The sequence below is a fragment of the Enterobacter sp. K16B genome, from assembly GCF_020216105.1.
Classification (GTDB): domain Bacteria; phylum Pseudomonadota; class Gammaproteobacteria; order Enterobacterales; family Enterobacteriaceae; genus Enterobacter; species Enterobacter sichuanensis.
This window is the reverse complement of sequence record NZ_JAIWJZ010000235.1, coordinates 1-620: the sequence shown is the minus strand read 5'-3', so window position 1 is coordinate 620 and position 620 is coordinate 1. Positions and strand designations below refer to the sequence as shown.

Below are 620 nucleotides of genomic sequence, written 5' to 3'. Positions count from 1 at the left end.
CCGCCTTCACTGTGAAGGCGGTTTTTTTTCGCACCTGGTAAATCATTACGACGTTTTTTGATACTGGGCGATAAGATCGGGGAGCGGATCCCATCCGCTGCTGTCGGCGTTTTTCACCGCTTCCAGCGCGCTTGCTACGGTGTGGCGGGCCAGTACGGCTAACGACGCCTGCTCGGCCTCTTCGGAAATTGATTTAAAGTACCAGCATGCGTTAGCGCTGACCACGCAGCGGGCCGGCACGTCAGGGCGCGACGCCCACAGTTTTTTATCTTCGATGACCGAAAGGTAGATATCGCGCAGGGTGATCTCTTCCGGCGGGCGACCAAGATGAATGGAGCCATTGCGGCCAAGCGTTGAGACGATAATGCCGTCACGCGTGAGCGGAACCATTAATTTGCGGATGAAGCTCGGGTTCGCTTCCAGGCCGTAGGCCAGAATCGCACTCGTTGAACGTTCGCCCAATTGCTCCGCCATCGCTACGCTGAGAACCATCTGCAAAGCTGTCGGGAAGCGGTAATCTAACATTTTTGTATCCTGGGTTGCGGTGAATCTTGTTCTTTTTGGCACCGCAGAGGTGAATAAGCAATAAACAACAATATAACAAATACGGTTTTTTTTTT

General features: G+C 52.9%; 1 protein-coding gene. It reads right to left on the bottom strand.

Going from position 1 to position 620, the window contains the following annotated elements:
- Nucleotides 1-45: 45 nt before the first annotated feature.
- The gene (locus LDK53_RS22905; protein ID WP_025760257.1) at nucleotides 46-525 is read right to left on the bottom strand and encodes an RrF2 family transcriptional regulator; all 480 of its coding nucleotides are present in this window, start codon (nucleotides 523-525) and stop codon (nucleotides 46-48) included.
- Nucleotides 526-620: the final 95 nt, after the last annotated feature.

Excerpts from the sequence above, each read along its gene's own strand:
- LDK53_RS22905 (WP_025760257.1), bottom strand. The coding sequence starts at position 525 with ATGTTAGATTACCGCTTCCCGACAGCTTTGCAGATGGTTCTCAGCGTA.